25 protein-coding genes and 3 pseudogenes are annotated in these 24689 nt (G+C 68.0%); 22 read left to right on the forward strand and 6 right to left on the reverse strand.

Annotation, left to right across the window (positions count from 1 at the left end):
- Window positions 1–29: 29 nt before the first annotated feature.
- The gene (wrbA, locus tag AC1RNC_RS11230; RefSeq protein ID WP_492886239.1) at window positions 30–629 is read right to left on the reverse strand and encodes an NAD(P)H:quinone oxidoreductase; all 600 of its coding nucleotides are present in this window, start codon (window positions 627–629) and stop codon (window positions 30–32) included.
- 150 nt (window positions 630–779) lie between these two features.
- Between wrbA and AC1RNC_RS11235 the strand changes: the two genes are divergently transcribed.
- From AC1RNC_RS11235 to AC1RNC_RS11275, 9 genes and pseudogenes are all read left to right on the forward strand, one after another.
- The gene (locus AC1RNC_RS11235; protein WP_492886241.1) at window positions 780–1682 is read left to right on the forward strand and encodes a LysR family transcriptional regulator; all 903 of its coding nucleotides are present in this window, start codon (window positions 780–782) and stop codon (window positions 1680–1682) included.
- A 95-nt stretch (window positions 1683–1777) separates the two neighbouring features.
- The gene (mgrA, locus tag AC1RNC_RS11240) at window positions 1778–2836 is read left to right on the forward strand and encodes an L-glyceraldehyde 3-phosphate reductase (protein WP_492886571.1); all 1059 of its coding nucleotides are present in this window, start codon (window positions 1778–1780) and stop codon (window positions 2834–2836) included.
- Window positions 2837–2994: 158 nt separating this feature from the next.
- Window positions 2995–3048: pseudogene (locus AC1RNC_RS11245) on the forward strand (hypothetical protein); the annotation flags it as partial.
- Window positions 3049–3274: 226 nt separating this feature from the next.
- Complete coding sequence (locus AC1RNC_RS11250; RefSeq protein ID WP_492886243.1) at window positions 3275–3619, forward strand: hypothetical protein; 345 nt, start codon at window positions 3275–3277, stop codon at window positions 3617–3619.
- A 197-nt stretch (window positions 3620–3816) separates the two neighbouring features.
- A complete protein-coding gene (locus AC1RNC_RS11255; RefSeq protein ID WP_492837142.1) occupies window positions 3817–4167 on the forward strand; it encodes a hypothetical protein in 351 nt (116 codons plus the stop codon).
- A gap of 75 nt (window positions 4168–4242) precedes the next feature.
- Complete coding sequence (locus AC1RNC_RS11260; protein WP_492886245.1) at window positions 4243–4680, forward strand: hypothetical protein; 438 nt, start codon at window positions 4243–4245, stop codon at window positions 4678–4680.
- Between the two features lie 238 nt (window positions 4681–4918).
- Window positions 4919–5989: an efflux RND transporter periplasmic adaptor subunit gene (locus AC1RNC_RS11265; RefSeq protein WP_492886247.1), complete on the forward strand. Its 1071-nt coding sequence runs from the start codon at window positions 4919–4921 to the stop codon at window positions 5987–5989.
- A 13-nt stretch (window positions 5990–6002) separates the two neighbouring features.
- Window positions 6003–9083 carry an efflux RND transporter permease subunit gene (locus tag AC1RNC_RS11270; protein ID WP_492886249.1) on the forward strand — a complete coding sequence of 1027 codons (3081 nt, stop codon included), beginning with the start codon at window positions 6003–6005 and terminating at the stop codon, window positions 9081–9083.
- Between the two features lie 107 nt (window positions 9084–9190).
- A pseudogene (locus AC1RNC_RS11275) lies at window positions 9191–9309 on the forward strand (hypothetical protein); the annotation flags it as partial.
- Here the strand turns inward: AC1RNC_RS11275 and AC1RNC_RS11280 are convergent.
- Complete coding sequence (locus AC1RNC_RS11280) at window positions 9306–9971, reverse strand: GDSL-type esterase/lipase family protein (protein WP_492886251.1); 666 nt, start codon at window positions 9969–9971, stop codon at window positions 9306–9308. The pseudogene AC1RNC_RS11275 and the gene AC1RNC_RS11280 overlap by 4 nt on opposite strands.
- A 75-nt stretch (window positions 9972–10046) precedes the next feature.
- Here AC1RNC_RS11280 and AC1RNC_RS11285 point away from each other — a divergent pair, with 75 nt between their 5' ends.
- On the forward strand, window positions 10047–11375 hold the full coding sequence (locus AC1RNC_RS11285) for a PQQ-dependent sugar dehydrogenase (RefSeq protein WP_492886253.1): 1329 nt from the start codon (window positions 10047–10049) through the stop codon (window positions 11373–11375).
- On the opposite strand, the gene AC1RNC_RS11290 is transcribed toward AC1RNC_RS11285, so the two are convergent.
- Window positions 11359–11982: a TetR/AcrR family transcriptional regulator C-terminal domain-containing protein gene (locus AC1RNC_RS11290; protein ID WP_492886255.1), complete on the reverse strand. Its 624-nt coding sequence runs from the start codon at window positions 11980–11982 to the stop codon at window positions 11359–11361. The genes AC1RNC_RS11285 and AC1RNC_RS11290 overlap by 17 nt on opposite strands.
- A gap of 83 nt (window positions 11983–12065) precedes the next feature.
- On the opposite strand from AC1RNC_RS11290, the gene tet reads away from it, so the two are divergent.
- From tet to AC1RNC_RS11350, 12 genes and pseudogenes are all read left to right on the forward strand, one after another.
- Entirely contained in the window at window positions 12066–13283 is a 1218-nt protein-coding gene (tet, locus tag AC1RNC_RS11295) for a Tet(A)/Tet(B)/Tet(C) family tetracycline efflux MFS transporter (protein ID WP_492886257.1), read from the forward strand.
- 60 nt (window positions 13284–13343) lie between these two features.
- Window positions 13344–13670, forward strand: a complete 327-nt coding sequence (locus AC1RNC_RS11300; protein ID WP_492886259.1) for a hypothetical protein — start codon at window positions 13344–13346, stop codon at window positions 13668–13670.
- Window positions 13671–13744: 74 nt separating this feature from the next.
- Window positions 13745–15142 (forward strand): flavin-containing monooxygenase, encoded by a 1398-nt coding sequence (locus AC1RNC_RS11305; protein WP_492886261.1) that lies wholly within the window; start codon window positions 13745–13747, stop codon window positions 15140–15142.
- A 133-nt stretch (window positions 15143–15275) separates the two neighbouring features.
- The gene (locus AC1RNC_RS11310; RefSeq protein ID WP_492886263.1) at window positions 15276–15527 is read left to right on the forward strand and encodes a DUF2164 domain-containing protein; all 252 of its coding nucleotides are present in this window, start codon (window positions 15276–15278) and stop codon (window positions 15525–15527) included.
- Window positions 15528–15781: 254 nt separating this feature from the next.
- The gene (locus tag AC1RNC_RS11315) at window positions 15782–16417 is read left to right on the forward strand and encodes a TetR/AcrR family transcriptional regulator (RefSeq protein WP_492886265.1); all 636 of its coding nucleotides are present in this window, start codon (window positions 15782–15784) and stop codon (window positions 16415–16417) included.
- Between the two features lie 33 nt (window positions 16418–16450).
- Window positions 16451–17515, forward strand: a pseudogene (locus AC1RNC_RS11320) (alpha/beta hydrolase); the annotation flags it as partial.
- 145 nt (window positions 17516–17660) lie between these two features.
- The gene (locus AC1RNC_RS11325) at window positions 17661–18659 is read left to right on the forward strand and encodes an NADPH:quinone oxidoreductase family protein (protein ID WP_492886267.1); all 999 of its coding nucleotides are present in this window, start codon (window positions 17661–17663) and stop codon (window positions 18657–18659) included.
- Window positions 18660–18782: 123 nt separating this feature from the next.
- Window positions 18783–18917, forward strand: coding sequence for a 50S ribosomal protein L34 (rpmH, locus tag AC1RNC_RS11330; protein ID WP_004622337.1), 135 nt, complete (start codon window positions 18783–18785; stop codon window positions 18915–18917).
- 93 nt (window positions 18918–19010) lie between these two features.
- On the forward strand, window positions 19011–19463 hold the full coding sequence (gene rnpA, locus AC1RNC_RS11335; protein WP_492886270.1) for a ribonuclease P protein component: 453 nt from the start codon (window positions 19011–19013) through the stop codon (window positions 19461–19463).
- Between the two features lie 7 nt (window positions 19464–19470).
- Window positions 19471–21324, forward strand: coding sequence for a membrane protein insertase YidC (gene yidC / locus AC1RNC_RS11340; RefSeq protein WP_492886272.1), 1854 nt, complete (start codon window positions 19471–19473; stop codon window positions 21322–21324).
- On the forward strand, window positions 21324–22013 hold the full coding sequence (gene yihA / locus AC1RNC_RS11345) for a ribosome biogenesis GTP-binding protein YihA/YsxC (protein WP_492886274.1): 690 nt from the start codon (window positions 21324–21326) through the stop codon (window positions 22011–22013). The genes yidC and yihA overlap by 1 nt, the downstream gene beginning before the upstream one ends.
- A 230-nt stretch (window positions 22014–22243) precedes the next feature.
- Window positions 22244–22723: an ASCH/PUA domain-containing protein gene (locus AC1RNC_RS11350; RefSeq protein WP_492886276.1), complete on the forward strand. Its 480-nt coding sequence runs from the start codon at window positions 22244–22246 to the stop codon at window positions 22721–22723.
- A 74-nt stretch (window positions 22724–22797) separates the two neighbouring features.
- Here the strand turns inward: AC1RNC_RS11350 and AC1RNC_RS11355 are convergent, their stop codons facing one another.
- The 3 genes from AC1RNC_RS11355 to cydB form a co-directional block, all read right to left on the reverse strand.
- Window positions 22798–23250 carry a chemotaxis protein CheW gene (locus tag AC1RNC_RS11355; RefSeq protein ID WP_125155460.1) on the reverse strand — a complete coding sequence of 151 codons (453 nt, stop codon included), beginning with the start codon at window positions 23248–23250 and terminating at the stop codon, window positions 22798–22800.
- Between the two features lie 153 nt (window positions 23251–23403).
- On the reverse strand, window positions 23404–23523 hold the full coding sequence (gene cydX / locus AC1RNC_RS11360) for a cytochrome bd-I oxidase subunit CydX (RefSeq protein ID WP_035043223.1): 120 nt from the start codon (window positions 23521–23523) through the stop codon (window positions 23404–23406).
- A 14-nt stretch (window positions 23524–23537) separates the two neighbouring features.
- The gene (gene cydB / locus AC1RNC_RS11365) at window positions 23538–24689 is read right to left on the reverse strand and encodes a cytochrome d ubiquinol oxidase subunit II (RefSeq protein ID WP_492886278.1); all 1152 of its coding nucleotides are present in this window, start codon (window positions 24687–24689) and stop codon (window positions 23538–23540) included.

Below are 24689 nucleotides of genomic sequence, written 5' to 3' on the forward strand. Positions count from 1 at the left end.
ATGTGACCGGCGAAAGCCGGGGCTTGAGATCAGCCGTGCAGCTTGATCGCCGTTTCGGCGATGCGGCGGCCCTGGTAACGGGCGCCGGTCAGCTCGTTCTCGCTGGGCTGACGCGAGCCGTCGCCGCCGGCGATGGTGGTGGCGCCGTAGGGGCTGCCGCCGGTGATTTCATCCAGCGTCATCTGGCCGGCGTGGCCGTAGTCCATACCCACGATGGTCGTGCCGAAGTGCAGCAGGTTGGTGATGATCGAGAACAGGGTGGTTTCCTGGCCGCCGTGCTGGGTGGCGGTCGAGGTGAAGGCGCCGGCCACCTTGCCGTGCAAGGCGCCGCGGGCCCACAGGCCGCCGGCCTGGTCGAAGAACGCCGCGACCTGCGAGGCCATGCGGCCGAAGCGGGTCGGCGCGCCGACGATGATCGCGTCGTAATTGGCCAGATCCTCGACCGAGGCGACCGGGGCCTCTTGATCCAGCTTGAAGTGGGCGCTCTTGGCGATGTCCAGCGGCACGGTTTCGGGCACGCGCTTGATGTCGACGCTGGCGCCGGCTTCGCGCGCCCCCTCGGCGACGGCCTTGGCCATCGTCTCCAGGTGACCGTAGGACGAATAGTAGAGAACCAGAACCTTGGCCATGACGGCGAACCCTCGGTGTCTTGCTTGGCGGAAGCGTCATGCCCCGTCGTTGACGCGCCTTTTGGCGCCGCTTCGACTTGCGAAACAGCCGAATAAAATCGTCTAATATGTTCGAGATTTTCGAATGCCAATCTTAGGTCCTAGAGCCCGATGACCGCCGAGCCCGGCCTTCCCACCCTCGACCAGCTGTCCGTATTCCTCGCCGTGGTCGAGGCGGGCAGCTTCGCGGGCGCGGCCCGGCGGATGAATCGGGCCAATTCGGTGGTCAGCTACGCGATCGCCAATCTGGAGGCCCAGCTGGGCCTGACGCTGTTCGACCGCGACGCGGCCAAAACGCCGGTGCTGACCGAAGCCGGCCGGGTGGTGCTGGCCCAGGCCCGGGTGATCGCCGGCGACGTCGCGTCCCTCCGGGCCCAGGCCAGGGGCCTGATCCAGGGGCTGGAGGCCGAGGTCAACCTGGTGCTGGACGTCATGCTGCCCACCGCCCGGGTGGTCGACGCCCTGCGCGCCTTCCGCGAGGCCTTCCCGACCGTGACCCTGCGCCTCTATGTCGAGGGCCTGGGCGCGGTGACCCAGATGGTGCTGGACCGCCGGGCCACGATCGGCATCGCCGGACCGCTGGACGTCGTCAACGGCGGCGACGCCCTGGAGACCATCGCCGTGGGCTCGACCCTGCTGATCCCCGTCGCCGCGCCGGACCATCCGCTGGCCCTGGGCCGCAATCCGCCGGGCGCGGCGCGCGGCCATACCCAGCTCGTTCTGACCGACCGCTCGAAGCTGACCGACGGTCGCGATTTCGCCGTCGGCAGCGTCCACACGTGGCGGCTGGCCGACCTCGGCGCCAAGCACCTGCTGATGAAGGAGGGCTTCGGCTGGGGCAACATGCCCGAGCCGATGGTCCGCGAGGACATCGCCGCCGGCCGCCTGAAGCGCCTCGACATGCCGGACCTGAGCGACGCGGTCTACACGCTGCACGCCATCTATCGCAGCGACACCCCGCCTGGTCCCGCCACCGCTTTCCTGATCGAACGGTTCCGCAGCCAGGCCAATTGAGCCGCCCGCCGCGCTTTGGTCAGACCTATGGCCTGAACACTCTTGCCGAACCGGCGCGGGGCGGCTGTATTCGCACGCGCTCCAAGGAACACCCGATGCAGACTCCCTATGTCGCCGCCGCCGACCGCTACGCGGCCATGCCCTATCGCCGCACCGGCCGCAGCGGCCTGGATCTGCCGGCGATCTCGCTGGGCCTGTGGCAGAACTTCGGCGGGGTCGACGTGTTCGAGACCGGCCGCGCCATCCTGCGCCGGGCCTTCGATCTGGGGATCACCCATTTCGACCTCGCCAACAACTACGGCCCGCCCTACGGCTCGGCGGAGGAGAACTTCGGCAAGGTGCTGGGGAGCGACTTCAGGGCCCACCGCGATGAACTGGTCATCTCGACCAAGGCCGGCTGGGACATGTGGCCGGGCCCCTATGGCGGGATCGGCGGGTCGCGGAAATATCTGATCGCCAGCTGCGACCAGAGCCTCAAGCGCATGGGCGTCGACTATGTCGACATCTTCTACTCGCACCGCGTCGATCCCACGACGCCGCTGGAGGAGACCATGGGCGCGCTGGCCCACCTGCACCGACAGGGCAAGGCGCTCTATGTCGGGATCTCGTCCTACTCGCCCGAGCTCACCCGCAAGGCCCACGCGATCCTGAAGAGCGAGGGCGTGCCGCTGCTGATCCACCAGCCGTCCTATTCGATGGTCAATCGCTGGATCGAGGATGCGCTGCTGGACACCCTGGACGACCTCGGCGTCGGCTGCATCGCCTTCTCGCCGCTGGCGCAAGGGCTGTTGACCAGCAAGTACCTGGGCGGCGTGCCCGCGGACTCGCGGGCGGCCCGGGACGGCTCGTTCGGCGGGCATCTGCTGACCCAGGACAATCTGGATCGCATCAAGGCCCTGAACGCGATCGCCCAAGGTCGTGGCCAGACCCTGGCCCAGATGGCGATCGCCTGGACCCTCCGCGATCCGCGCGTCACCTCGGCCCTGATCGGCGCCCGCACCGTCGCCCAGTTGGAGGATTCCCTGGCGGCGCTGAAGGGCGTCACCTTCTCGGCCGAGGAGCTGGCGCTGATCGATCGCCATGCCTCCGAAGGCGGCGTCGACCTGTGGAAAGTGTCGTCGACCCTGGCAGACGGCGATTTGCCGCGTCGCTGATAGCCAAGGTTTAATGTTCCGGCGCTTGGCCGACCTGTCGCGTTTGCATATGGTTCTCGGTGATGGATAAGGGCGCTCACACCCTGCCTGACCAGGCCGACGGCCTGGAACGCCTCACCGAACGTGAGCGCGAGTGTCTCCGACTCGTCGATCGTCACATGAGCTCCAAGGAGATCGCCCGCGAACTGGGCCTCTCCAAGCACACCGTCGACTGGCACCTGGACAAGGCCCGCAAGCGCCTGGGCGCGGCCGACCGCTACGACGCGGCGCGCCGCGTCTTCGACCGGGCGTATCAGGCGGGCGATCAGGGCCCCCATCAGGGGGGAGCCCCCCCTCCTATCGCGCCCCCCCCTCCTATCGCGTCGGGGTCCGACACGGCCCGGCTAGGCGAACATCCTTCCTCGCGGTCTGCTGACCTCATCGAGGAAGGAGTTCCCAGTGAACGAGTTGACCCCCCACCAGAAGGACGCGATCGGCCGAGCCACGCACCTGCGCCAGGAAGTGTCGAGCTTCCGGCACGCGTGGCCCCTGCTGAATTCGGCCGAGACCATGCCCCCGATCACGTGGAGCGAGCTCGAGCGCCAGTTGCAGAGCCTGTCGGTGACTCCGGCGGGCGCTTCGATGGTGCACGACCTGGTGGAAGCCACCCGCAAGCAGGCTTCGTTCAAGCCCAGCGAACTGGTGATGCGGGAGATTCTGTGCATCGCCAGCGCGGTGATGGACGAGACGTTCCTGTCGGACTTGTCCTCTTCGGACTCGGAGGAGGACGGCCCAATCATCTGAGCCTGCCCCTGCGATTGGCCTTCATCGCCGCCGTGATGATCGTGACCGCGTTCGCGTTCGGCTCGATCCTGGCGGGGCTCCACGCACTGCAAGGCCTGTTTCCGTAAGATTTCCGCCTCCGGGGAGCCGGGGCGTCCATCCGCCCAGATTTTCACCTCAGCAACGCGCCGGGAGCTCTCGGCGCGAGGAGACTTCTCATGCTCAAGCAACGCCGCCTGGCCGCCGAGACCGTGGCCGAAGCTCTGTTCGCCGCCGAAAAGGCCATCGACGCCGCCATCACTCGCACCGCCGCCCTGGCCGGGCTGATGCCGACCACCCGCCAGGACGCCAACCTCTCGGCCCTGGTCGGCCAGGACGCCCTGATGGCGGCGATCAACACCATGCAGGCCCTGGGCGCGGCCCGCGAGGGCATCGTGGTCACGCACAAGCACCTGTCGACCGCCCAGCACGACATCGGCCTGTCGGCCGTCTCCTTCGGCGAAGGCGCCGTCAAGCCGGCCGGCCTGATCGAGACCAGCCCCAGCGGCCGCCTGACCGTCGCCGCCTAGGTTCGAGCGCGCCTCTCGCCGGTCTCGATCGGCGAGAGGCGTTGCAATCTGGACGAATGGCGCCACCCTGGCGCGATGTCTCTCGGCTTCTTCTATCAATGGGCCAGTCTCGCCGCGTTGCTGATCGCGACCGGCGTGGCCCTGTGGCGTGGCGGCTGGCCCGAGCGCGTGGCCGCCGTCGCCATGATCCTGGCCTGGTTCGCCACGGCCTTGTTCTACAACAGCCTGCAGAGGTTCGGTCCCCAGACCGCGGTCATCCTGGTCGACCTGGCCCTGATGCTGGTGCTGCTGTTCATCGCCCTGCGATCGGATCGCTGGTGGCCGATGTGGACCTGCGGCTTTCACGGCCTGACCCTGATCCTGGTTCTCGCCAACCTGGCCGATCACAAGCTCTCCAACCGCGCCGGTTACATCGCGGGCGGCGGAGTCTTCAGCTACCTGGCCATGGCGGCGCTGTTCTGCGGCGCGCTGCCGCGCCGGCGCCCGACGCCGCCCAAGGCCGTCGCGCCCTGACACCCAACCCCGTGACGCCGCCTCACCGCTGACAGCGCTACCAACGGCCGGCTCAGGTTTCCCCCATCAAGAGGGGAGGAATTCCAGGCTTCTTATCGTCTTACGGCAAATTAACTCAGCGACCCGAGGTTTGTCGGCTAGAAGGCCGTCGGGCTCAATTGTTGCTGGGGAAATGTTCGTGCTTAACGGGATCAATGGGCGCCGCCCGACTCTGAGCGCGCTGGTCTTGGTCCTGGGCGTGAGCGCGATCGCTCTGGCCGGATGCGGGAAGAAGCCGGAGAAGAAGACTCGGGCCGCGCCGAGCGCTTCGGCGACCGTCAGCCTCGCCACGGTCTCCAGCCAGCCGATCGCGCGCCAGATCAACGCCACAGGTACGGTCTCGCCGTGGGAAGAGGTGCCGGTCGGCGCCGAGACCGGCGGCCTGACCGCCGTCGCCGTCAACGCCGAGGAAGGCCAGACCGTCCGCGCCGGCCAGGTCCTGGTCCAGCTCAACAGCGCGCTGATCACCGCCCAACTGCGCCAGCAGGACGCCGCCGTCGCCAGCGCCAGGGCCACCCTGGCCGAGGCCAGCGCCGCACTGAACCGCGCCAAGGAGCTGCAGGCCAAGGGCTATCTCAGCCAGGCCGGCCTCGACACCGCCGTCGCCCGCCAGGGCACCTCGGCCGCCAACCTGGCCGCCGCCGAAGCCGCGCGGGGCGAGACCGCCGCGCGCGTGGCCCAGACCTCGATCCGCGCGCCGGTCGGCGGCCTGATCAGCCGCCGCAGCGTCACCAAGGGCCAGATCGTCACGGCCGGCTCGGAACTGTTCCGTATCGTCCGCGACAGCCGACTGGAGCTGGACGCCGACATCCCCGAGACCGACCTCGGCTCGGTCAAGGCCGGCATGTCGGCCAAGATCTATTCCGACAAGGTTGGTGAAACGACCGGCCGCGTCCGCATCGTCACTTCGGAAGTCAACCCCGCCACCCGCATCGGCACGGCGCGCATCGCCCTGTCGTCGATGGGCGGCTTCCGTCCCGGCATGTTCGCCCGCGCCACGATCGACGCCGGCGATCAGGCCGCGCTGGTCGTTCCGTCGGCCTCGGTGCTGTACCGCGAGAACCGCCCCGGCGTGTTCGTGGTCGACGCCGCCAAGAAGGTCCATTTCCGCCGCATCGCCATCCTGGCCACGACGGGCGACCGCGTGGCGGCGACCGGCCTGAACGCCGGCGAGCAGGTGGTGGTCGAGGGCGCGGGCTTCCTGGGCGAGGGCGACCTGGTCCGCGTCGGCGCGGCCGCCCGGCCGGCCGCCTCCAAGACCGCGCGCTGAGGACGACAGACCGATGCGCAACATCTCGTCCTGGGCGATCAAGAACCCGATCCCCGTCATCATGCTGTTCGTGCTGCTCTGCTTCGCCGGCATCGCCGGCTTCAAGAGCATGCGGATCAACAACAATCCCGACGTCGACCTGCCGTTCGTCGTCGTCACGGCCGTGCGCCCCGGCGCCGCGCCGCAGGAGCTTGAAACCCAGGTCACCCGCCTGATCGAGGACTCGATCGCGGGCCTGGGCCAGGTGCGCCACATCAACTCCACCGTGGTCGACGGCGCCTCGACCACGTTCATCGAGTTCGAGCTGGGGGTGGACCACGAGCGCGTCACCAACGACGTGCGCAACGCCATGTCCAACCTGCGCGGCTCCCTGCCCCAGGACATGCAGGAGCCGATCGTCACCCGGATCGACATCTCGGGCGACCCGCTGATCACCTATGTCGTCAAGGCGCCGACCCTGACGCCCGAGCAGCGCAGCTGGTTCGTCGACAACGACGTCAGCCGCGCCCTGCTGGCCATCAAGGGCGTGCGCGAGGTCAACCGCCAGGGCGGCGTGAGCCGCGAGATCGAGATCGCCCTGGATCCCGACCGCCTGGCCGCGCGCGGCGTCACCGCCGCCGCCGTCAGCCAGGCCCTGGTGTCCTCGAACGCCGACCTGCCCGGCGGCCGCGTGACGATCTCGGGCGCCGAGCGCGCCATCCGCACCCTGGGCGCGGCCGGCTCGGTCGAGCAGCTGCGCGAGACCCGCGTGCCCGTCTCCAGCGGCGACGCCGTGCGCCTGGCCGACCTGGGCCAGGTCACCGACCACTGGGCCGAGCCCCGCTCGCGCGCCCGCTATGACGGCCAGGAAGTCGTCACCTTCAACATGGTCCGCGGCCGCGGCGCCTCGGAGGTGCAGACCGCCGAGAAGATCCGCAAGGCCGTCGAGAAGCTCGACCAGGATCATCCCGAGATCCAGATCCAGGAAATCACCTCGAACGTGAAATACATCGAGGAGAGCTATATCGCCTCGATGGAGGCCCTGATCGTCGGCGCGATCCTGGCGGTGCTGGTCGTGCTGCTGTTCCTGCGCGACTGGCGCGCCACGCTGCTGGCGGCGGTGGCCATCCCGATGTCGCTGTTCCCGACCTTCGCCGTCCTGGCGCCGCTGAACCAGTCGCTGAACGGCATCACCCTGCTGGCCCTGTCGCTGACCGTCGGCATCCTGGTCGACGACGCCATCGTCGAGATCGAGAACATCGTCCGCCACATGCGCGGCGGCAAAAGCCCCTATGCGGCGGCCATGGAGGCGGCCGACGAGATCGGCCTGGCCGTCGTGGCCACCACCTTCACCATCGTGGCCGTGTTCGCGCCGGTGGGCTTCATGCCCGGCATCATCGGCCAGTTCTTCAAGGCCTTCGCCCTGGCCGCCTGTATCTCGGTGCTGTTCTCGCTGGTGGTCGCCCGCCTGCTGACGCCGCTGATGGGCGCCTACATGCTGAAGGCCGACCATAACCACGAGGACAAGGATCCGGCGTGGATGGGACCTTACCTGAAGGCCCTGAACTGGGGTCTGCGCAATCGCTGGAAGGTGCTGGCGATGGGCATCCCGATGTTCGCCATCTCGATCCTGCTGGCCACCCGCCTGCCGTTCGAGTTCCAGCCTCAGGCCGACCGCGGTCGCGCCGAGTTCTCGGTCGAGCTGCCGCCCGGCGCCACGCTGGACGAGACCGACGCCATCGTGCAGCGCGTGACCCGCGAACTGCGGGCCCGCAAGGAAGTGGTCAGCGTCTATGCCGCGGTCGGCAGCAACAGCGCCGTCAACAAGGCCGAGCTGACCGCCGACCTGACCGACAAGAAGGAACGCATCAGCCAGAAGGTGTTCAGCCGCCAGATGGTCGACCAGTTCGCCGCCATCCCCGGCGCGCGGATCGGCTCGGGCAGCAACAACGGCGGCGGCCCGTCCAGCGGCGGCAGCTACACCCTGAGCCTGGTCAGCGACAACGGCCCGGCCCTAGAAGCGGCGGCCCGCAAGGTCGAGGCCGAAATGCGCGGCGTCCCGGGCCTGGCCCACGTGGTCAACACCGCTTCGATCGCCCGCCCCGAGATCGTCGTCACGCCCAAGCCCGACCAGGCCGCCCGCGCTGGCGTCTCGGCCGGCGCGATCTCCCAGGCCGTGCGCGTCGCCACCATCGGCGACGTCGATCAGAACCTGCCCAAGTATAACCTGGGCGACCGCCAGGTGCCCATCCGCCTGCGCCTCAGCCAGACCGCGCGCGAGGACATCGCCGTCCTGGAGACCCTGCAGGTGCCGTCGCCCAACGGCCCCGTGCCGCTGAACGCCGTCGCCGACGTCCGCTTCGGCGCGGGTCCCTCGCAGGTCGACCGCCGCGACCGCGCGCGCGTGGCGACGATCACCGCCGAGCTGGACGGCATCGTCGTGGGCGAGGCCGCCAAGCGCGTCCACGCCCTGCCCGCGGTCAAAAACCTGCCGAACGGGGTCAAGGAAGTGGCCGCCGGCGACGCCGAGTTCATCCAGGAGATGGTCACCGGCTTCCTGGGCGCGCTGATCACCGGCATCCTGCTGATGTACGTCGTGCTGGTGCTGCTGTTCCGCAGCTTCGCCCACCCGATCACCATCATGGTGGCCCTGCCGCTGGCCATCGGCGGCGCCTTCGGCCTGCTGGTGCTGGCCCACTCCAGCTTCTCGATCTCGACCCTGATCGGCATCCTGATGCTGATGGGCATCGCGGCCAAGAACTCGATCCTGCTGGTCGAGTACGCGATCATGGCCATGAAGGAGCACGGCATGGACAAGCGCACGGCGATCATCGACGCCGCGCACAAGCGGGCCCGGCCGATCCTGATGACCACCGTGGCCATGGGCGCGGGCATGCTGCCCACCGCCATCGGCCTGGGCGCGGAAGTCGAGTTCCGGGCCCCCATGGCCATCGCGGTCATCGGCGGCCTGATCACCTCGACCCTGCTGTCGCTGCTCTACATCCCGGTGGTGTTCATCCTGATGGACGGCCTGAAGACGCGCTCCGAGCGCCTGATGGGCCGCCTGTTCGGCAATCACCACCACGTGGCGCCGAAGAAGCCGATCGTGGAGTAGAGCCTCCAATATCCCGATCTCCCCGGCGAAAGCCGGGGTCTAGATCGAACCCAGAGCGCCCCTCGTCGAACCTCGGCGGGGGGGGGGGGCGCTTTTCTGTCTGTCTAAAAGCTTGTCATCCCGGCCGTAGCGAAGCGGAGAGCCGGGACCCAGGGGCAACGCACTGCGCCGCCCCCTGGGTCCCGGACAAGCCCTGCGGGCTTTCCGGGATGACAAGGATTGTTAAGCCCTCAGCGCCTGGGCCACCACCGGCGCCAGACGGTCGGCGATGATCCTCGCCCCGTCCGCGTTCGGGTGGATTCCGTCGCGCTGCATGTAGCGCGACACGCCGATCACCCCGGTCAGGAAGTCCGGCGCGTAGAATACCCCCTGCTCGCGGGCCAGGTCCGGATAGAGCTGGGTGAAGCGGCGGGCGTAGTCGACGCCCAGCAGGCCCGGCGCGCGGACCCCGGCCAGCACCACGCGGATGTTCTTCGACTTCAGGTGCTGGACGATGGCGCGCAGGTTGGCCTTGGTCATCGTCGGGGCGAGGCCGAGCAGGAGGTCGTTGCCGCCGAGCGCCACCACGCAGACCACGCTCTCGACGGGCACGCGATCGACGCGCGCCAGGCCGTTGGCGCTGGTGTCGCCCAGCACGCCCAGGTTCCGCACCCGCGACGGCGCGCCCATCCGCTCCAGCGCCGCCTGCAGCCGCGCGGGCATGGAAAGGTCCTGCGCCAGACCAAGGCCCGCCGTGATCGAGTCGCCCAGCACCGTCACGACCGGCAAGGGCGGCGGCGAAGGCTTGGCGTTCCGCGCGGTCGCCGAGGCGCCGCCGGGCGTCATGAGCGCCGCGAGGCCAGCCAGCAGGAACCGGCGATCAAGAGCGGAAGACTGGAACTTCACCATCGTCGAACCGTATCCATAACCAGAACAGATCAAACACCCTGCGCGTTGAACGCAGGATGAAGAGGGAAGTGTTCAATGCGGCGTCGGTTTCGCGAAATCTTGATCGTCGGCGCGGCCTTGACCGCCCTCGCCGCCTGCGGGCGGAGCAACGGTCAGCAGAACGGCGCGGTCGGCTACGGCCCTGACCCGCAGCTGCCCAAGCCCAGCAGGAGCCTGATCCCGACCGTCAAGGTCTCGGACGTCGTCGGCTGGCCGGCGGGCGTCACGCCGAGCGCCCCGGCGGGCTTCCGCGTCCAGCCGTTCGCGCAAGGCCTGGACCATCCGCGCTGGCTGCTCGTCCTGCCCAATGGCGACGTGCTGGTGGCCGAGAGCAACGCCCCGCCCAAGAAGGAGCCGCCGCGCGGCCTGAAGGGCTTCTTCGAGAAGATGCTGATGAAAAAGGCCGGGGCCGGCGCGCCCAGCGCCGACCGCATCACCCTGCTGCGCGACGCCGATCACGACGGCGTGGCCGAGATGAAGGTCCCGTTCCTGACCAATCTCTATTCGCCGTTCGGCATGGCCCTGGTCGGCGACACCCTCTACGTGGCCAATGCCGACGCCATCGTCGCCTTCCCCTACGCCGCCGGGGTCACCCGGATCACCGCCGCGCCGCGCAAGGTCGCCGACCTGCCGGGCGGGCCGATCAACCACCACTGGACCAAGAACATCATCGCCAGCGCGGACGGCGCCAAGCTCTATGCGAGCGTCGGTTCGAACAGCAATGTCGGCGAGAACGGCATCCCGGCCGAGGAGGGCCGCGCCGCGATCCACGAGATCGACCTCGCCACGGGCCAGCAGCGCATCTTCGCCTCGGGCCTGCGCAATCCCGTCGGCCTGTCCTGGAACCCGGCCAATGGCCAGCTGTGGACCGCCGTCAACGAGCGCGACGAACTGGGCAACGACCTGGTCCCCGACTACATGACCTCGGTCCGCGAGGGCGGCTTCTATGGCTGGCCCTACAGCTATTACGGCCCCCACGTCGACAAGCGGGTCAGGGACAAGGACCGCCGCCCCGACCTGGTCGAGCGCGCGAGCGTCCCCGACTACGCCCTGGGCGCCCACACCGCCTCGTTGGGCCTGACCTTCTACACGGGCAAGAGCTTCCCGGCTCACTATCGGGGCGGAACCTTCATCGGCCAGCACGGCTCGTGGAACCGCAATCCGCAGGCGGGCTACAAGGTGGTGTTCGTGCCTTTCGTCGACGGCAAGCCGGCGGGCCCGGTCGAGGACTTCCTGACGGGATTCCTGGACGCCAAAGGCAAGGCCCAGGGCCGGCCGGTCGGCGTGACGGTCGACGCCTCCGGCGCGCTGCTGGTCGCCGATGACGTCGGCAACGCGGTGTGGAGGGTCAGCCCCTCGCGGTAGCCAGCTCCGCCTCCGCGCCCTTCACCATCAGCTCCAGCCCGCGCTCGAACAGTCCCGCATGGCCGCTCGTGCGGTAGTAGGCGACGGCCTCGGACAGAACCGGATAGGCCCTGGCGGCTTCGTCCAGCTGGCTCTGCTCGACCGAGCCGTCCGCGGACGAAGCCTGTTCCTCCAGCACGCAGCCGACCACGTAGCGGCTGACGGCGACGAACAGCTGCATGGCGTGGCCGGGCGTGAAGCCCGCCGCGACCAGGAAGGCGACCTGGGCCTCGACGTGCGTCAGGCCGTCCGGATCGGCCTCGGTGCCCGCATGGACCCGCGCGCCGTCACGGTAGTTCAATAGCGCCGCGCGGAAGCTCCTGCCGTTGCGGCGCACGAAGTCCTGCCAGGTCTCGCCTGGCCGGGGTACGCGCGCCTCGTGGGCCCTCCCCAGGATTTCGCCGTTCATGGCGTCCAGCAGGTCGCGCTTGCTCTTGAAGTGCCAGTAGAGGGCCGGCTGCCGCACGCCCAGGCGCTCGGCGATGGCGCGCGTGGACAGGGCGTCGACCCCGACCTCGTTCAGCACCTCCAGCGCCGTCTCCAGGATCCGCCGACGATCGACCTTCATGAGAGTCCCATTCTGAATCATCTTGACCTCGCGGCCGATCCGGACTTTATCGTCGATAAGGAACTTTATCGATGATAAATTTTATGTCCGATCTTCTTCAGCGCCGCGCTAAGCTCGCCTTTCCCCTGATCCTGGCCACCGTGATGCTGGACGCCGTCGGCATCGGCCTGGTCATGCCGATCATCCCGCGCCTATTGCGCGAGGTCGGCCATACCGGCGACCTGGGCTGGCGGTTCGGGGCGTTCCTGGGCCTCTACGCCCTGATGCAGTTCCTGTGCGCGCCAGTGCTGGGCGCGATCAGCGACAAGGTCGGCCGCCGGCCGGTGCTGCTGGTCTCGCTGGCGGGCGCGGCGATCGACTATGTGTTCATGGCCTTCGCGCCCTCGCTGGCCTGGCTGTTCGTCGGCCGCGCCATCGCCGGGATCACCGGGGCCAACATGGCCGTGGCCCAGGCCTATATCGCCGACATCACGCCCGAGACGCAGCGCACCCGCCGCTTTGGCCTGTTCAGCGCCATGTTCGGGGTCGGCTTCATCCTGGGCCCGGTGATCGGCGGGTTCCTGGGCGAGGTCTGGACGCGCGCGCCGTTCCTGGCGGCGGCGGCGCTGAACGGCGTCAACTTCCTGATGGCCGTCTTCATCCTGCCGGAGTCGCACAAGACCCTGGCCGAGAGCCGGGTCAAGCCGTTCGACCGCGGGGCCCTCAACCCGTTCGGCTCGCTGCGCTGGGCGGCCGCCTTCCCGGCCCTGCTGCCGCTGATGGCCGCGTTCGTCATGCTGGCGATCGTCGGCGAGGTCGGCGGCACGATCTGGGTGCTGTACGGCGAGGACAAGTTCGCCTGGGATCCTTGGACGGTCGGCTTCTCACTGGCGGGCTTCGGCGTCTTCACCGCCCTGGCCCAGGCCTTCGTGGCCGGTCCGGTGGCCGGGCGGTTCGGCGAGCGCAAGACCCTGGCCATCGCCATCGTCTGCGACGCCTTCGCCTATGTCGCCATCGGCCTGGCGGCCAAAGGCTGGATGGCGTTCGCGCTGCTGCCGTTCTTCTGCCTGGGCGGCATAGGCCACGCGGCGATCCAGTCGTTGCTGTCGGCCCAGGTCGGCGAGGACCAGCAGGGCCGTCTGCAAGGCGTGCTGGCGAGTCTGGCGAGCCTGGCCTCGGTGATCGGTCCCGTGGTCATCGCCCAGGTTTATTTCGCCAGTCGCGGCTGGTTCCCGGGCCTGGTGTGGATGGCTGGCGCGGCGATCGGCCTGCTGTGCCTGCCGATCCTCCTGAGAGGCCCTTCGACGGCGGTCCGCCGATAGGGTCCGAACCGGAGAAACATGGTTAATCGGACCTTTACCCTGGCGGCCTAGGGTCGCTTCATGCGCCGCCGCCTGCTCGTCCTGCTGACCCTCGCCATCGCCGGCCCGGCCCTGGCCGGCCAGCCGACGGTCCCGGCCGCGCCGAAGCCCAAGAAGCCCGTCGCGGTTCTCGCCGCGCCGGTCGACGCGCCCAGCTTCATCCTGCCCGCCCCGATCCCGCTGGCCCAGGGCCGGCCCGCCGGCGACACCCAGCAGTGCAAGACGACCTGCTCCAAGACGCTCTATTTCTGCCAGGCGGGCGGCGACGATGACGGGTGCGGCGGTCGCTGGGCCCAGTGCAACGCCGCCTGCACGGCCACCTATTCTCCGGCGCGCTTCGGCCGCTGAGTTTCCCCAACGGCCGCTTGCCGCTCCGCATAACGCTGATACGCTCCTGAACAACGATAAGTCAGGAGGGTGGAATGTCGCTCAAAGCTTCAGGGGGGAAACTTCCGAAAGCGTGCGTCATCGGCGCGGGCTGCAGCGGCTTCACCACGATCAAGCGGTTGAAGGACCACGGGGTCCCCTACGACTGCTTCGAGATGTCCGACGAGATCGGGGGCAACTGGTACTTCAAGAACCCTAACGGGATGTCGGCCTGCTACGAGAGCCTGCACATCGACACCAGCAAGTGGCGGCTGGCCTTCGAGGACTTCCCCGTGCCGAAGGACTGGCCCGACTTCCCGCACCACGCGCAGCTGTTTCAGTACTTCAAGGACTATGTCGACCACTTCGGCCTGCGTCCGACGATCACCTTCAACACCCGCGTCGAGAAGGCTCGCCGCACCGACGATGGTCTCTGGTCGGTGACCCTGTCGACCGGCGAGACGCGGCTCTACGACGTGCTGTTCGTCTGCAACGGCCACCACTGGGATCCGCGTATTCCCGACTATCCGGGCGAGTTCGAAGGTCCGGCCTTTCACGCCCACGCCTATAGCGACCCGTTCGATCCAGTCGACATGCGCGGCAAGAACGTCGTGGTGGTCGGCATGGGCAATTCGGCCATGGACATCGCCAGCGAACTCTCTCAACGGCCGATCGCGAAGACCCTGTGGGTCTCGGCCCGGCGCGGGGTCTGGGTGTTTCCCAAGTACCTGAACGGAAAGCCGGCGGATAAGAGCGCCATGCCCGCCTGGATGCCGCGCAAGCTGGGCGTCGCCTTGGCCCGCTCGGTGCTGAAGAAGACCATCGGCCGGATGGAGGACTATGGCCTGCCAAAGCCCGACCACGAGCCGCTGGAGGCCCACCCGTCAGTCTCGGGCGAGTTCCTGACCCGGGCCGGCTGCGGCGACATCAAGTTCAAGCCGGCGATCAAGGCGCTGGAAGGCAAGCGCGTGCGCTTCGCCGACGACACCGTCGAGGACGTCGACGCCATCGTCTTCGCCACCGGCTACAAGATCAGCTTCCCGTTCTTCGACGATCCGGCCCTGCTGCCGGGCGCCGACCACCGCTTCCCGCTGTTCAAGCGGATGATGAAGCCGGGAATCCCCAACCTCTTCTTCATGGGTCTGGCCCAGCCGCTGCCGACCCTGGTGAACTTCGCCGAGCAGCAGGCGAAGCTGGCGGCGGCCTATCTGGCGGGCAAGTACGCCCCGCCGTCGGACGCCGAGATGGTCCGGATCATGACCAACGACGAGGCGCGCCACACGGGCCAATTCTATGACTCCGCGCGGCACACCATCCAGGTCGACTTCAACGTCTATTGCGCCGACCTGAAGAAGGAGATCGCCAAGGGCGAGGCGCGGGCGCGGAGCCAGGGCGGCAAGCTGCCGGTGCCGGCGCTGGCGGAGATCAGGATGGAACCCTTGCTGGCGTCTTGACGCAAAACCTTGTCATCCCGGAAGCCTCGAAGAGGCTGTCCGGGACCCAGGGGCCAATGGTAGTGCGGAGGGCCCCGGGGGTCCCGGCTCTCCGCTTCGCTGCGGCCGGAATGACAAGTTGAGAGTGACGACCATGGCCAAGATCACCTTCGACAAGGACACCCGCGCCAAGCTGGTCGGCGGGCTCTCGGACTATCTGCGGACCGAGCTGGACCTTGAGGTGAAAGGCTTCGACGCCGAGTTCCTGCTCGACTTCATCACCGAGCGGCTGGGCCCCTACTACTACAACCAGGGCCTCCACGACGCCTCGGCGCTGTACCGCGAGAAACTGGAGGCGATCAGCGAGGCCGTGTGGGAGATCGAGCAGCCGATCAAACCCTTATGAAAATCCCCTCTATTCCGATTTCCCCGGCGAACGCCGGGGCCCAGATCGAACCCATGGGCGCCCGACAAGCTGAACGGGCGCATCTCGGATCATCCCAAACCGCTCTGGCTGAACCTGGGTCCCGGCCTTCGCCGGGAAGGTCGGGGTGGGGGGCGGGATTCAGCCGTCCCCAGCCAACCCCTTGCGTCTCGCGCCGGACTAAGGCTGTGATCCTGACGGAGCGTCAAGATCGCTCCATCTCCGAGTCGCGGTCCATGTCGAACATCGCCTATTTCCCCAAGCCCCACGTCGATCAGCGGCCGGGCAAGCGGGAACGCACCAAGACCGCCAATCGCCAGGCGATCCTGGACGCCGCGCGCGAGGTGTTCGGCGAGCTGGGCTATGACGCCGCCACCGTGCGCGACATCATCCGCCGCACGGGTTTGGCCTCAGGCACCTTCTACAACTACTACAAGTCCAAGGAGGAGGTGTTCGACGCCCTGGCCGACGACGGCGCGCGCCGCTTCCGGCCCCTCCTGCGCGCCGAGTCCGAGAAGGCCGTCGACTTCCAGTCGTTCGTGCGCGGCGCGATCCTGGCCTATTTCAACTTCGTGGCCACCGAGCAGGAAAGCTGGCGCATCAACCGGCCGCCGGGCGAGCAGATCCCGCACGCGCGTCCATCGCCCGAGGTGACCGCCGTGTTCGACGAGGTGCGAGAGGCCTTCGCCCGGGTGCTGGAGCAGACCCACGCCCCGCCGGTCGACCTGGACTACCTGACCGCCGCCTGCATCGCCGTGGCCCGCGAGATCGGCGACAAGATGCTGGAGCGGCGGCCCGTCGACACAGAGAGCGCCGCGGATTTCGCGGTCAAGCTGATCCTGGGCGGGCTGCCGGCCTTGCCAAGGCTCTAGAGCCTTCCAGATAATCAGAACAACAAGAACGCAGAGAGTGGGGAAACCATGGCCTCCGACGCCGCCCAGAAGACCATCCTGAAGCTGATCCTGTCCCTGCCCAGCCCGATCCTGCGGGCCATGTCGGGCGGCGGGGTCGTCTATAAGGGCGGGCGAACCCTGGACCCCCGCTTCCAGTTCTTCGCCCACGCGGCCAAGAAACTGCCGCCCATGACCACGCTGAGCCCCGCCGAGGCCGTGGCCGGCAGCGCTCGGGGCCTGGCCGCCGTCCAGGGTCCCCTGGAGCCGGGCGTGCGCACCGAGAGCCTGTCGGTCGAGGGTCCCAACGGCCCGATCCCCTGCCGCGCCTACCGTCCGGAGAACCAGGACAGCTCCATGCCGCTGATCGTCTACGCCCACATGGGCGGCGGGGTGATCGGCGACCTGGAGTCCTGCCACGCCTTCTGTTCGATCCTGGCGCGGATCGTCCGCACGGCGGTGATCTCGGTCGACTACCGACTGGCCCCTGATCACAAGTTCCCGGTTGGGCTGGAGGACGTGCTGGCCGCCTATCGCTGGGCGCGCGACAACACCGGCCGCTTCGGCGCCGCGCCGGTCCCGCCGGCCATCGGCGGCGACAGCATGGGCGGCAACTTCGCGGCCATCGTCGCCCAGGAGATGCAGCGCAAGGGCGAGCCGCGGCCGGCCGCCCAGATCCTGATCTATCCCGCCGTCGACGTGGCCAGCGAGACGCCGTCCATGACCACCTATGCCGACGCCTATCCGCTGACCCGCGCGACCATGGACTGGTTCATGGGCCACTATATGAGCGCCGACGCCGACCCGGCGGACCCGCGCCTGTCGCCGGACAGGACCGCCGACCTGACGGGCCTGACGGCCGCCGTGGTCGCCACCGCCGGCTTCGACCCGCTGGTCGACCAGGGCGAGGGTTACGCCAAGCGCCTTCAGGCGGCCGGCGTGCCGGTGCTGTACCGCTGCTACGATAGCCTGGCCCACGGGTTCACGGCCTTCACCGGCGCGATCCCGGCGGCGGACGGTGCGTGCCGCGAAATCGCGGGACTGGTGCGGCAGGCGTTTGATCAGCGCGCTTCTCAATAAATCCGTTCTCCCCGGCGAATGCCGGGGTCCAGATCGAACCCATGGGCGCGTGACACGGTGACGGGGCGCTTTTCGGACAGCCCCAACCGATCAGGCTGAATCTGGGCCCCGGCATTCGCCGGGGAAAACGGATTGAGGAGATGGCGTGAGTTCTGTTCCCCCCACCATGCGCGCCCTCGTCGTCGAGGACCTCGCCCCCGACTTCGCCGGTTGCGCCGTCCGAGACGTCCCCACGCCCCAGCCGGGCCCCGGCGAGGTGCTGGTCCGCGTGCGCGCCGCCAGCGTCAACTTTCCCGACCTGCTGATGACCCGCGGCGAGTACCAGTTCAAACCGCCCCCGCCCTTCACGCCGGGCCTCGATATCGCCGGCGAGGTCGCCGCGCTTGGCCAGGGCGTCACCAGCTTCCAGGTCGGTGACGCCGTGGTCGGCGGGGCGCGGCTGGGCGGGTTCGCGGAATACGCCGTGCTGTCGGCGGAGGCCTTGAAGCCCAAGCCCGCGCGGCTGTCCTTCGCCGAGGCCGCCGCCTATGGCGCGGCCTATCTCACGGCCTATGTCGCCCTGGTCCGCCGCGCGCGCGTCGCGCCCGGCGAGTGGGTGCTGGTCCACGGCGCGGCCGGCGGGGTGGGCCTGGCGGCGGTGGACCTGGCCAAGGCGCTGGGCGCGCGCGTCATCGCCGCCTCGGCCTCGGACGACAAGCTGGCGGCCGTTCAGGCGCTCTATGCCCCCGACGCCCTCGTCAACGTCACCGGCGGCTTTCGGGAACGCGTGAAAGAGATCACCGGCGGCCACGGGGCCGACGTGATCTATGATCCCGTGGGCGGCGACGTGTTCGACGAGAGCGTCCGCTGCATCGCCTTCGACGGCCGGCTGCTGGTCATCGGCTTCACCTCGGGCCGGATCCCGAACGTCTCGGTCAACATGCCACTGATCAAGGGCTTCTCGGTCATGGGCGTGCGCGCCGGCGAGTACGGCCGGCGGTTTCCCGAGAAAGGCCGCGAGAACGCCGAGGCCATCTGGAAAATGGCGAACGAGGGGGTGATCCGGCCGCATGTGCATATGGCGCTGCCGCTGGATCGCTGGCGTGAGGCGTTCGAGCTGCTGGCGGGGCGTAAGGTGGTGGGGAAAGCGGTGATCGTTCCGTGACCCCACGGGCAAGTGATTGAACCGACTCAGGTTGACATCCCTCGTCCGTTCTTTTATCCACCGCCCCTCACTCGCGGGGACCTGGTCACCGCGTTCAACGTATTTGCATTTCGGAGCCACGTCGTGAAGCGCACCTTCCAGCCGTCGAAGCTCGTGCGCGCCCGCCGTCACGGCTACCGCGCGCGTATGGCCACCAAGAATGGCCAAAAGGTCGTCGCGCGTCGCCGCGCCAAGGGCCGCAAGCGCCTGACCGCCTAATTTCTCTTCCTCCCTCGGGAGGTTAGACGATGATCAAAGCCGCCTTTTCCACAGACCTGGTTTCAGGTTCTCGCCGGAAAGGCGGCTTTTTTCATGCCTGAACCCAAGTTCGCCCCCCTTCGCTTCGAGCGGCTGCGCAAGCGCCCCGACTTCCTGCTGGCGGCCAAGGCCCCCGCCCTGTCGCGCGGCGCCGTCTTCATCCAGATGCGCAAGCGCCCCGACGAGGATCCGGTCGTCCGGGTCGGCTTCACGGCCACCAAGAAGATCGGCGGGGCCGTCGATCGCAACCGCGCCAAGCGCCGCCTCCGCGAGGCCGCCCGGCTGGTCCTGCCCCTTCATGCGCGCCCTTCGCACGACTATGTGTTCATCGCGCGCGGAGGAACCACGACGCGCGAATGGGGGCGTTTGCTTGACGACGTTAAAACAGCGCTGATAAGCCTCGCCGCCGAGCATGATCGCGGAGGACCCAAGGTTCCCCGCCCGTCATCCGGCGCATCCGCTCAAGACGCCACTTCCCAACAACCCGATCTCAAAGTTTCCGGTTAAGCGCTCCATGCAGAACGACAACAAAAACACGCTGATGTTCATTGTCAGCGCGTTCGTGATCCTGATCGGGTACCAGTTCTTCATCCTGGGTCCGCAGCAGAAGCGCGCCGAGATCGAGGCGCGCGCCAAGAAGGCCGCCCAGGTCCAGGCCGCGACGCAGCCGGGCGTGACCCTGGACGCCAACGGCAATCCGGCCCCGCTGCGCCTGTCGCGCGACGCCGCCAAGGCTCAGAGCCCGCGCATCGTGGTCGACACTCCGGCCCTGTCGGGCTCGATCGCCCTGAAGGGCGGCCGCATCGACGACCTGTTCCTGCGCAAGTACGCCGAGACCACCGACAAGGGCTCGCCGCCGGTCGAGCTGTTCCGCCCCGAGGGCGCCGAGCACGCCTGGTTCGCCGATTTCGGCTGGGCCGGCGCCAACCTGCCGGGCCTGCCCGACAGCCGCACCGTCTGGACCGCCGCGCCGGGCCAGGTGCTGCGTCCTAATTCTCCCGTCACCCTGACCTATGACAACGGCATGGGCCTGACCTTCACCCGTGTGATCGGCGTGGACGACCAGGCGATGTTCACCGTCACCGACAGCGTCAAGAACAACGGGACCGCCGCCTTCCAGTTGGCCCCCTACGCCACCGTCCAGCGCCAGGGCATCACCGACCACCTGGGCAAGACCCAGATCGTCCACGAAGGCGCCATCGGCGTGCTGGGCTCCGGCAAGGACCAGAAGCTGGAGGTGGCCAAGTACGGCAAGTGGAAGAAGGACAAGCCGCTCTCGACCTTCGACTCGGTCGGCGGCTGGGCCGGCATCACCGACAAGTACTGGCTGGCGGCCCTGATCCCCAACCAGGACCAGACCATCAAGGCCCAGTACCGCGTCACCCAGGCCGGCGGCGCCGACATCTACGACGTCAACTTCGTCGGCCCGACCCAGGCCCTGAACCCGGGCGCCACCCTGACCCAGAAGACCCGCCTGTTCGCCGGCGCCAAGACCGTGCCGCTGCTGCGCAAGTACGAATACAACGGCCAGGCGCCCGACTGGTGGAAGTTCTGGGATAACAGCAAGGCCGAGATCCCGCGCTTCGACTGGGCCGTGGACTGGGGCATGTTCAGCTTCTTCACGCGCCCGATCTTCAACATCCTGGAGATCTTCTATCGTATGGTCGGCAACTTCGGCCTGGCCATCATGGCGCTGACCGTCCTGCTCAAGCTCATCCTCTATCCGATGGCGGACAAGAGCTATGAGAGCATGGCCAAGATCAAGAAGATCTCCCCCGAGGTCGAGAAGCTGAAGGCCAAGCACAAGGACGATCCTGCCAAACAGCAGCAGGAGATGATGGCCCTGTACGCCAAGGAGAAGATCAACCCGATGATGGGCTGCCTGCCCATGCTGGTGCAGATCCCGGTCTTCTACTCGCTGTACAAGGTGCTGACCGTCACCATCGAGATGCGCCACGCGCCGTTCTTCGGCTGGATCCACGACCTGTCCGCGCGCGACCCGACGACGATCTTCAACCTGTTCGGCCTGATCCCCTGGGACCCGGCCCACGCCCCGCTGATCGGCGCCTTCCTGTCGACCACCCTGCACATCGGCGTCTGGCCGCTGCTGTACGGCTTCACCATGTGGCTGACGACGGCGATGAACCCGCCGGCGGGCGACCCGATGCAACAGCGGATCTTCCAGCTGTTCCCGATCGTCTTCACCTTCACCCTGTCGCAGTTCGCCGTGGGCCTGGTGATCTACTGGTGCTGGAGCAACGTCCTGACCATCATCCAGCAGTACATCATCATGCGCCGCTACAAGGTCGAGAACCCGATCGACAAGATCATCGCCCGCTTGCAGGGCAAACCTGCTAACGCCACCTGATGAGCGACGAACCCAACCTTCCCCCCGAGCTCCCCAGCGTCCTGCCGGGCGCGGCCGATTTCACGGACGAGCAGATCGAGACGGCGCGGGTGTTCTTCGCCCAGCCGGTCTCGTTCATCATGGGCGCGGTGCGCATGGACGCCATGCCCGCCGCGGATCTGCCGGAAGTGGCCTTCGCCGGCCGCTCCAACGTCGGCAAGTCCAGCCTGATCAACGGCCTGGTCGGCCAGAAGTACCTGGCCCGCGCCTCGAACGAGCCGGGCCGCACGCGGGAGATCAACTTCTTCCTGCTGGCCGAGCAGGTGCGCCTGGTCGACCTGCCCGGCTACGGCTTCGCCCGCGTTTCGCGCTCGATCGCCGACAAGTTCCAGGACCTGGGCCGAGCCTATCTGCGCGGCCGGCCGAACCTGAAGCGCGTCTATGTGCTGATCGACGCCCGCCATGGCCTCAAGAAGGTCGACCTGGAGGCCCTGGACGCCCTGGATACGGCGGCGGTCTCGTACCAGATCGTCCTGACCAAGGCCGACAAGATCAAGCCGCACGAGGTCGACAAGGTCGTGGCCGAGACGCTGAAGGCGATCTCCAAGCGCGCCGCCGCCTTCCCGCGCGTGCTAGCCACCTCGTCCGAAAAGGGCCTGGGCATGCCGGAGCTGCGGGCCGAGATCGTCCGGTTGTGTATCGACGAGTGAGACAACAATAATCCGATCTCCCCGGCGAAGGCCGGGGCCCAGATCGAGCCCACGAGCGCGTCGGAAGCTGATGAGGCGGATGGCGCGCTCACCCAAGCCGGCCCGGATGAATCTGGGCCCCGGCCTTCGCCGGGGAAATCGGAATTTGGGGATATGTTTGGACGGTTAACCCTGCGCTAGGCTTCGGCCGCCAGAACCGCCCGCTTTCTAGTTTCGAAAGTCCGCCGCCCATGACCCGCCACGAACTCAAGACCTGGCCTAAATACTTCGCCGCCGTGCGCTCGGGCCAGAAGCGCTTCGAGATCCGCCGCAACGACCGTGACTTCAAGGTCGGCGACATCCTGGTGCTGCGCGAGTTCGATCCGGAGGACGACGCCTATACCGGCCAGAGCGAAGAGCGCCAGATCACCTTCCTGCTGTCGGAGGAGGATTATGGAGGCGTGATCCACGGCTTCGTGGCCATCGGCTTCGGCGAGGTCCCTCCGCACCCGGACGCCGCCGCCGAGGTCACCGTCGAAAGCCTGGCGACCTGGCACGAGACCGCCGCCTCCAACGCGGCCCTGCGCGCCCAGGGGGCCCGTAAGGTCTCGGAGAGCTACGCGGCGAGCAACATGGGCGTCGCGGCCGAGCGCCAAGGCGCCGTGGCCGACCTGGCTGCCGCCGAAGCCGGCTTCCATGCCGCAGCGGCGCGGATCGTCCGCAAGAGCTGATCGCCGAGCACCAGACAGAGAAAAGCCGCCGAGGTCACCCTCGGCGGCTTTTCTTTTGTCCGGAGAGACGAAGCCTACGCCGCTTCGCGAACCACGGCTGGGAACACGTCGTCCATGCGCAGATAGGTGATCAGGCGGTTTTCCATCGAGATGATGGCCTGGATGTAGCGCAGCTCTTCCACGCCGACATCGGGGGCCGGCTGCAGGCTGTCGCGCGGCACGGTGAAGGTTTCCGACACGGCGTCGACCAGGATGCCGGCCAGGCGATCCTGGCACTCGACCACCACGATCACGTGGCGGGTCTCGGGGATGGTGACGCCCAGGCCCAGGCGGTTGCGCAGGTCGATGACCGGCATGATCGCGCCGCGCAGATTGATGACGCCACGCATATAGGCCGGCGCGTGCGGGATCGGGGTGGCCGGGGTCCAGCCGCGGATTTCGCGAACCGTCTTCACGTCGATGCAGAATTCCTGCTCGCCGATGCAGAACGAGATCAGCTCCAGCGCGGGCGCGGTGTTGTCGGTCATGCGATATCCCCGGGTCGAATTCAGCGGTCCCGGGGCGGCGTGTTCGACGCGCTCTCGGGCTCCTGTCTACAAGAGCCCGAAGGGCCTTTAACAACCGTTAAGGCTGAGCTCGAAGGGGCGCGCCGGATTGTCGCGCCCCCTCAAACCGAGTCCTTACGGCTCGGAGAGACCCTCGTCGCCGTCGTCCGACAGGTTGAACTCGTACCAGACGCCGTTCAGCACGCCGAAGGCGACCGCGAGGCCGAGGCCGAGGATCCAAGTGAAGTACCACATGACTTTCTAGCTCCTCAGTACAGGTCGGGGTTGGTGGCGAGGGCGCCGGTGGTGCTGCGGCCCCACAGCACCTTGTAGACCCAGGCGGTGTAGATCAGGACCAGCGGCAGAAAGATCAACGTCACGATCAGCATGATGAACAGGGTCATGTGGCTGGACGAGGCGTTCCACACCGTCAGGCTGGAGCGCGGATCAAAGCTGCTGGGCAGGATGAACGGGAACATCGACAGGCCAACGGTGGAGATGATGCCGACGGCCGAGGCGGACGAGCCGCTGAACGCCGCCCAGGCCTTGTTGAACCGCAGGCCATAGAGGGCCAGGGCCGCGCCCACGAAGCCCAGGACCGGGGCGATGACCATCCAGCCATGGCGGCCGTAGTTGTCGAGCCAGGCGCCCGGAGCCCGCACGGCGGCGGCGCCGCGCAGCGGGTTGGACGGACCAGCCGCGTCGGCCAAGCCCTCGATCCGGAAGCCCAGGCCGCCAAACGCCACCCAGAAGCCGCCGGCCGCGAACAGCACGATGCTGGCCAGGGCCGCGATCTCGCCGAACAGGCGGGCGCGCTCGGTGACCGGCCCTTCCTCGGCCTTGATGGTCAGCCACGCCGCGCCGTGCAGCACCAGCATCGAGACCGACAGCAGGCCGCACACCAGGGCGAAGGGCGAGAACAGACCGATGAAGGCGCCCTCGTAGAAGGCCCGCAGGTCGCTATCCAGGCGGAAGGGCGCGCCTTGCAGCACATTGCCCATGGCCACGCCGAACACCAGCACCGGCACGAAGCCGCCGACGAACAGACCCCAGTCCCAGAACGCCCTCCACTTCGGATTCGGCCGCTTGGAGCGATACTTGAAGCCCACCGGTCGCATGATCATCGCCGCCAGGACCACGAACATCGCCAGATAGAAGCCCGAGAAGCTGATGGCGTAGACGAACGGCCAGGCCGCGAAGATCGCGCCCCCGCCCAGGATGAACCACACCTGGTTGCCTTCCCACGTCGCGCCGACGGTGTTGATGACCATCCGGCGTTCCTGGTCGGTCTTGGCGACGAAGGGCAGCAGCGCGCCGACGCCCATGTCGAAGCCATCGGTCAAGGCGAAGCCGATCAGGAGGATCCCGACCAGAGCCCACCAGATGACGCGAAGCGTGGCGAAATCGACGGGGATATCCAT

The sequence above is a fragment of the Caulobacter sp. GW822-FHT01G02 genome (genome assembly GCF_058802865.1).